Here is a 6,020-nt window from a genome sequence, read left to right on the forward strand (position 1 = left end):
TTGGCCGCCTCCTCCGACAGGCTCCACGACGCGAACGCGAAGTCCGTCGGGGTGCCGGCGCCGCCTGGTGTGGCCGCCGGCCCGGACGAGCCGCCCGGTGCGCAGCCGACCAGGCCGAGCACGGCGACGCCGCCGAGCCCGAACACCGAGTACCGCAGCAGCGAGCGCCGCGAGAATTCCGTTGCCATGAGTTCTCCTTCGAATCGGATGGGAGGTGATGCAGGACGGGTGTCAGCCCTTGACCGCGCCGGCCGTGATGCCGCCGACGAGGAAGCGCTGGAGGAGGATGAAGGCCACGCACACCGGCACCGACACGATGAGCGACGCGGCCATGAGGGCCGGCCACGAGGTGCTGGCCTCCGAGATGAACGTGTTCACGAGGCCCGGCGGAAGGGTCTGCCGGTCGGGCCCTGCGAGAGTGAGCGCGAAGATGAAGTCGTTCCAGCCGCGCACGAAGGCGAAGAGGCCCGCCGCGACGAGCCCGGGTGCGGCCAGCGGGAACACGATGGAGTGGAAGATCCGCCACGGCCCTGCGCCGTCGATCCTGGCGGCCTCGATGAGATCGTCGGGCAGCGCGTCGAAGAAGCCCTTCAGCATCCACACGCACAGCGGCAGCGTGAAGGTCGTGAACGACACGATGAGCGCGAGGTAGGTGTTGAGCAGGCCGAACTGCGCGAACACCAGGTACAGCGTCACCAGCAGCAGCGCCTGCGGGAACATCTGGCTCGACAGCACGAAGTACATGAGCGACTTGCGGCCGGCGAAGCGGTACTTCGAGAACGCGTAACCCATGTACATCGAGACGGCGACGGCCAGCACGGCGGTGATCACCGAGACGATGACACTGTTGCGCAGGTACCCGAAGATCAGGGGGTTGCCGAGCACCGTCGCGTAGTGCTCGAACGTGATCTCGCGTGGGAACAGCGTGGGCGGGAACGCGAAGACGAGGTTCGTCGGCGTGAGGGAGGTGACCAGCAGCCAGTACACGGGCGCGAACCCGAAGAGTGCGATGACCGCGAGCGAGATCCACATGCCCCAGCGGACGCGGCCGCGGCGCCGGCGCACGATCTCGGGCGCGGCGTCCTCGGAGCGGAGGACCGGGGGTGCGGGGGCGATTGCGGTCATCGGCGGGCTCCCTTCTCGCCGCGCTCGGAGAGCCAGACGTACAGCACCACGAGGACCGTGAGCAGCGCCATCCACAGGATGCCGAGCGCGCCGGCGTGGCCGAGGTCGTAGCCCCTGAACGCGGTGTCGTACACCTCGGTGGCGAATGTGCTGGTGGTTCCGGCCGGGCCGCCGCCGGTGAGCACGAAGATGGTGTCGAAGTGCTGGAAGTTCCAGATGAACTCCAGCAGGATGACCAAGCCCGCGACGCCCCGGATGTGCGGCCATGTGACGGCGAAGAATCGGCGGACGGTGCCGGCTCCGTCCATCGCGGCCGCCTCGTGCAGTTCTCCCGGCACGGTCTGCAGCGCCGCGAGCATCATCACCATGATCCAGGGGAACGTGTTCCACGTCTTCGCGATGATCAGCGCCGCCCGCGCGGTGTCGGTCTGGAAAAGCCACGCGATGGGACTGTCCATCGCTCCCAGGCTGATCAGCATGCCGTTGAGGACGCCGTAGTTCGCGTCGAAGATCCACATCCACAGGAACGACACGACGACGCCGGGGATGAGCCACGGGATGAGGAACGCGCCGCGGAGGAACCGCTGACCCGGGAACCGCTGATTCAGTACGAGGGCGAGGGCGAGGCCGATCAGGAAGGGCGCGATCGTCGCGCCCACGGTGAAGATGAGGGTCTGCTGCACGAGCCGGCCGAAGTCGTCGGTGAGCACGGCGAGGATGTTGTCGAGACCCACGAAGGTCATGCCCGGGTACAGCAGGCTCTCGTCGAAGAATGCCGAGATCAGCGACCGGATGAGCGGATACAGCACGATGGCGCACAGCAGCACGACACCCGGGAGCAGCAGGAAGGTCAGGAAGGTGCGCTCGCCGAGGGGAGCGCCACGCTTCCGCCGAGCAGCGGTGTCGGGGTGCACCACGCTGGATGAGGTCATCGTCGTCCTTCGAGAATTTCGGGAACTGGGCGTCGGCTGCGACTCTCAGATCCGGCGCCATCGATCTGCGCCGACTACAGAGTGCACGACCCGCGCACTACATGCAAGGGTCATGCACTCTGTGCATGAGATGTGGTGCATACTGAGAGAGGCCCAGAGACGGGTCACGTACTGACGGAGGCACGATGCCCGCAGAAAAGGGTGCGAATCAGAGCGTCGAGAAGGCGATCTCTGTGCTGGAGTCGTTCGCCGGGGGCGAGCCGATGAGGGTGGGCGACGTCGCCCGGGCCGCCGGGATCGGCCAGTCCACGGCATCCCGCCTGCTGGCCACGCTCGAGGCGGGAGGCCTCGTCGAGCGTGACCCGCAGACGATGCTCTACTTCCTGGGGGCCGAGCTGCTCACGCTCGCGGGCGTGGCGATCAATCAGAACCGCGTGCATCGCGTGGGTCGCCAGATCGCGCAGAACCTCGCCGGTCAGCTTGGTCTGGGCGTCAACATCGCGCTCCTGCGCGACGCCGAGCTGGTGTACCTCTGCAACTTCGAGGGACCGCTGTCGCCCAAGTCGCACTCCCTCATGGGGCAGCGCGTGCCGCGGCACGCCACGAGCATCGGCAAGTCCACTCTTCCGGGCACGTCGCGCGATCAGCGCACGAAGCTGATGCCCGAGCTGGTGCGCTTCACCGAGGCGACCATCACCTCGCATGAGCAGCTCGACCGCGAGGTCGCCCTCATCTCGCGCCGCGGGTACGCGACCGAGTTCGAGGAGTTCGTGCTCGGCCGGGCGTCGGTCGCAGCGCCGATCCTCGACCAGTTCGGCAGGATCGCGGCCGCGGTGTCGATCTCGGGGCCCCGCACGACGATCGACCTCGAGACCCGCGAGGCCGAGCTCGGCCGCATCGTGATCGAGACCGCCGACCGCATCAGCTCCGGGCTCGGCTACCAGGGTCCGGCGGGCTGACCGCCATCGCGCGCCCTCGTGTCGGCGGGCGGGCGTACCCTGAACGGATGCCGGTGCCTCCCTCCTCGCCGACACGCCGTTCGCTCAGCGCCCGCGGGCAGCTGGTCGCGCTCGCCGAAGCCGCGGCGGCGGCGCGAGGCCACGACGGATTCGAGGCCTTCGCCGGACTGCCGACGCCAGAGGATTCCCGCCCGGCCGCGGTGCTGATCCTTTTCGGCGTGCTCGACTCACTGCCGAGCGATCACGACGCGCAGCCCCGCGCCGTCTCGCGCGACCTCGACGTGCTGCTCCTGGCACGCGCGACGACGCTGCGCTCGCACCCGGGGCAGGTCGCGTTCCCCGGGGGTCGCGTCGATCCGGACGACGACGGGCCGGTGTCGGCGGCCCTGCGCGAAGCGCGCGAAGAGACCGGGCTCGACACCGCCGGCGTCGAGGTGCTCGGCACCCTCGAGAACATCCCGCTCGCGTACTCGCAGCACCTCGTGACGCCCGTGCTGGGGTGGTGGCGGCATCCGTCGCCCGTCCGCGTCGTCGACGAGGCCGAGTCCGCCGCGGTGTTCCGTGCGCCGGTCGCCGACCTGATCGACCCAGCGAACCGCGGTTCGACGGTGATCCGCCGCGACGGCCAGGAATGGCGCGGACCGGGTTTCCTGGTGCATCACCCGACCGGCGCGCACGTGGTGTGGGGCTTCACGGGCATGGTGCTCGACGGGCTGTTCGACCGCCTCGGCTGGACCGAGCCGTGGGACGCCGATCGCGAGATCCCGCTCGCGCTGCCCGACTGAGCAGCGTTCCCGGGGGCTCGGAGACCGGGCGCCGGTCAATACCGGTAGTGCTGCGCGCTCGCGTTGACCCACCCCACGAAGCGCCGCGCCTCGGCTTCTTCGCCGAGTGCGACGGGCGCGACCCACACCTGCGCGCCCGCGATGACGACGTAGAGCGTGCTCCGTGCGATCGCACGGTTCAGCGTGCGGGGCGTAACCCCGCCACCGGGCCCGAACAGGCGCCGTTCGACCGCGGTCCGTGTGAAGTCCGGCCGTCCGAGCAGCGCGTCGCCCGTGTCGACGGATGCCGACACCTCGCCGACCGGCTGGCTCAGGTCACCGAGATGGATCCAGCGGCCGTCGATCACGACACCGGCGAACTGCTGCTCGTCTCCGCTGTAGCGGACCGAGGTCGTCCACCGGCGCCCGTCCCACCAGCGCTGCCGCCCCCGCCGATCGTCGTACCAGCCGGGCCCCGCCGTGCCCGAGGCGGCGGGTCCGCCATCCGTCCGCAGTTCGGTCCCGGGGTCGCGCAGGTCGATGAAATGCTCGGTCCAGCGTGCGCCGTCCCACCAGCGCTGTTTGCCGGTGCCGTCGTCGTACCACCCCGGCGGCGGCTGGTCGGCCATGTCAGCCCGCGTACCAGCCGCTCGCGCCGATCTCGATGCCCATGCGGGGCACGTACTGGTCGAAGTACACGCGCGCGACGAGTTCGCGGCGGCTCGCGACGCCGGCCTTGTCGAAGATCGACTTCAGGTGGTCCTGCACCGTGTAGGGCGAGAGGTGCAGCTCCGCCGCGATCTCACGCGTGCCGGCGCCGCGCAGCACGATCGCCACGACCTCCCGCTCCCGCGCGGTCAGCTCGAACGCCGCCGCCACGAGGTCGATCACCTCCTGCGGTCGCGCCTCCTCGATCGTCACGACCACATCCCCGGCACGCTCGCCCGCGCCGCCGAGCGGCGACGCACGAAGCACGACCCACACGCCGTCGTTCGTGCGGACCCGGATCTGCGGCATCCGCTCGGTCTCTCCGCGGGCGAAGCGCCGAGCGCCGCTCACCAGCGCCTGCACCGAGGTCAGCGGATCCCCCATCCCGGCCACCGACCTCATGAGCGCAAGGTGCGCCTGTGCGCCGGGGGTCGACTGCACGATGCGGTCGTGGGCGTCGAACACGATGACCGCCGGGCCGGACTGAGGTGCGGCATCCGCCCGGCCGAGCTGCGCGAGCAGACCCGTGCGGAAGCCGCGCGTGAACGCCGGCGCGACGGCCGAGAGGAATTCGATCTCGTCGACCCCGAACGCCGGGTCGTCGTCGCCGCGGAAGAGCGAGATGTGCCCCCACGCGCCGCTGCGGTCGACGAACACGACGCGCGCCTCATCGCCGAAATCGAAGTGCGGCACGAGGAGCTCGGTCATGCGGACGGAGCGATCCAGCACGCCGTGCGTGGCGTGGCGGATGCCGACGGCGATCTGCCCGGCCGCCACCATCGCCGTGATCGACGTCGGATCGTCGCTGCCGTACTCGATCTGCGACCACGCGACGTCCTGCTCGTTGCGGCCGTCGAGCGCGCCGATCTTGCGCACGCTCGAGACCATCGTCGTCGCCGGGTCGAGAGTCGAGACGCACGCTGCGACGAACGGCATGACGCCCTGCAGCGAGGCGGTCGCCTCGTCCATGAAGTGGTGCAGCGGCAGGCCGGCGCGCGAGATCACGTCGATGTCGCTGCGCGCGCGACCGATCGCCAGTGCCGAGGCCATGGCATCAGTGTGCTCCTCCGGCCGGCTCGCCGCTATCCCAGGTATCTGGGGGGACGAGATTCCCTCATGATCTGGGATGGTCTCCCGCGCCGGCACCGGCCAGAGTGGCGAAGGCCCATTCGATCGACAACCAGGAGCACTCATGACCTTGTCCGACATCACCACCACGACCGGCGATCGCGCGACCTCCCTCAGGGCGGCGCTCGGCGCCCGTGCCCAGTTCGCCGGCGACCCCGGCTACGATCTCGCCCGCGCGCCGTGGAACGTCGCCGTCGACCAGCGTCCGATCGCCGTCGTGCGTCCCGAGACCGCGGAGGAGGTGGTCGAGGTCGTGCGTGCGGCCGCGGCATCCGGACTCCGCGTGGCGCCCCAGTCGACCGGCCACGCCGCCCTGGCGCTCGCCGACACCGACCTCTCAGACGCGGTGCTCGTCTCGCTCGCGGGGCTTCGCGGCGTGACGGTGGACGCCGCCGCCCGCACCG

Annotated in this window: 7 protein-coding genes and 1 pseudogene; 3 read left to right on the top strand and 5 right to left on the bottom strand. The window is 70.2% G+C overall.

Features of this window, described 5'->3' with window-relative positions; translation table 11 throughout:
* The 3 genes and pseudogenes from EIO58_RS11175 to EIO58_RS11185 form a co-directional block, all read right to left on the bottom strand.
* Window positions 1–188, bottom strand: a pseudogene (locus tag EIO58_RS11175) (ABC transporter substrate-binding protein); the annotation flags it as partial.
* A gap of 43 nt (window positions 189–231) precedes the next feature.
* Window positions 232–1,125 carry a carbohydrate ABC transporter permease gene (locus EIO58_RS11180; protein WP_127819604.1) on the bottom strand — a complete coding sequence of 298 codons (894 nt, stop codon included), beginning with the start codon at window positions 1,123–1,125 and terminating at the stop codon, window positions 232–234.
* Window positions 1,122–2,057: a carbohydrate ABC transporter permease gene (locus tag EIO58_RS11185; RefSeq protein ID WP_127819605.1), complete on the bottom strand. Its 936-nt coding sequence runs from the start codon at window positions 2,055–2,057 to the stop codon at window positions 1,122–1,124. The genes EIO58_RS11180 and EIO58_RS11185 overlap by 4 nt, the downstream gene beginning before the upstream one ends.
* Window positions 2,058–2,242: 185 nt before the next feature.
* Between EIO58_RS11185 and EIO58_RS11190 the strand changes: the two genes are divergently transcribed.
* Both EIO58_RS11190 and EIO58_RS11195 read left to right on the top strand, forming a co-directional pair.
* Window positions 2,243–3,016 (top strand): IclR family transcriptional regulator, encoded by a 774-nt coding sequence (locus EIO58_RS11190; RefSeq protein ID WP_127819606.1) that lies wholly within the window; start codon window positions 2,243–2,245, stop codon window positions 3,014–3,016.
* A 47-nt stretch (window positions 3,017–3,063) separates the two neighbouring features.
* A complete protein-coding gene (locus EIO58_RS11195; RefSeq protein ID WP_127819607.1) occupies window positions 3,064–3,801 on the top strand; it encodes an NUDIX hydrolase in 738 nt (245 codons plus the stop codon).
* 35 nt (window positions 3,802–3,836) lie between these two features.
* Here EIO58_RS11195 and EIO58_RS19335 read toward each other — a convergent pair whose 3' ends face one another.
* Both EIO58_RS19335 and EIO58_RS11205 read right to left on the bottom strand, forming a co-directional pair.
* Window positions 3,837–4,409 (bottom strand): DUF2510 domain-containing protein, encoded by a 573-nt coding sequence (locus tag EIO58_RS19335; protein WP_127819608.1) that lies wholly within the window; start codon window positions 4,407–4,409, stop codon window positions 3,837–3,839.
* 1 nt (window position 4,410) lies between these two features.
* Window positions 4,411–5,538: a response regulator transcription factor gene (locus EIO58_RS11205; protein ID WP_127819609.1), complete on the bottom strand. Its 1,128-nt coding sequence runs from the start codon at window positions 5,536–5,538 to the stop codon at window positions 4,411–4,413.
* 142 nt (window positions 5,539–5,680) lie between these two features.
* Here EIO58_RS11205 and EIO58_RS11210 point away from each other — a divergent pair.
* On the top strand, window positions 5,681–6,020 hold a 340-nt coding region (locus EIO58_RS11210), incomplete at its 3' end, for an FAD-binding protein (protein ID WP_127819610.1).

It is taken from the genome of Microbacterium sp. CPCC 204701 (assembly GCF_004010105.1).
Classification (GTDB): Bacteria; Actinomycetota; Actinomycetes; order Actinomycetales; family Microbacteriaceae; genus Microbacterium.

Bases quoted from the DNA above. Each gene is read 5' to 3' on its own strand.
- EIO58_RS11205 (WP_127819609.1), bottom strand. From the start codon at position 5,538: ATGGCCTCGGCACTGGCGATCGGTCGCGCGCGCAGCGACATCGACGTG.
- EIO58_RS11190 (WP_127819606.1), top strand. From the start codon at position 2,243: ATGCCCGCAGAAAAGGGTGCGAATCAGAGCGTCGAGAAGGCGATCTCT.
- EIO58_RS11195 (WP_127819607.1), top strand. From the start codon at position 3,064: ATGCCGGTGCCTCCCTCCTCGCCGACACGCCGTTCGCTCAGCGCCCGC.
- EIO58_RS11185 (WP_127819605.1), bottom strand. From the start codon at position 2,057: ATGACCTCATCCAGCGTGGTGCACCCCGACACCGCTGCTCGGCGGAAG.
- EIO58_RS11180 (WP_127819604.1), bottom strand. From the start codon at position 1,125: ATGACCGCAATCGCCCCCGCACCCCCGGTCCTCCGCTCCGAGGACGCC.
- EIO58_RS19335 (WP_127819608.1), bottom strand. From the start codon at position 4,409: ATGGCCGACCAGCCGCCGCCGGGGTGGTACGACGACGGCACCGGCAAA.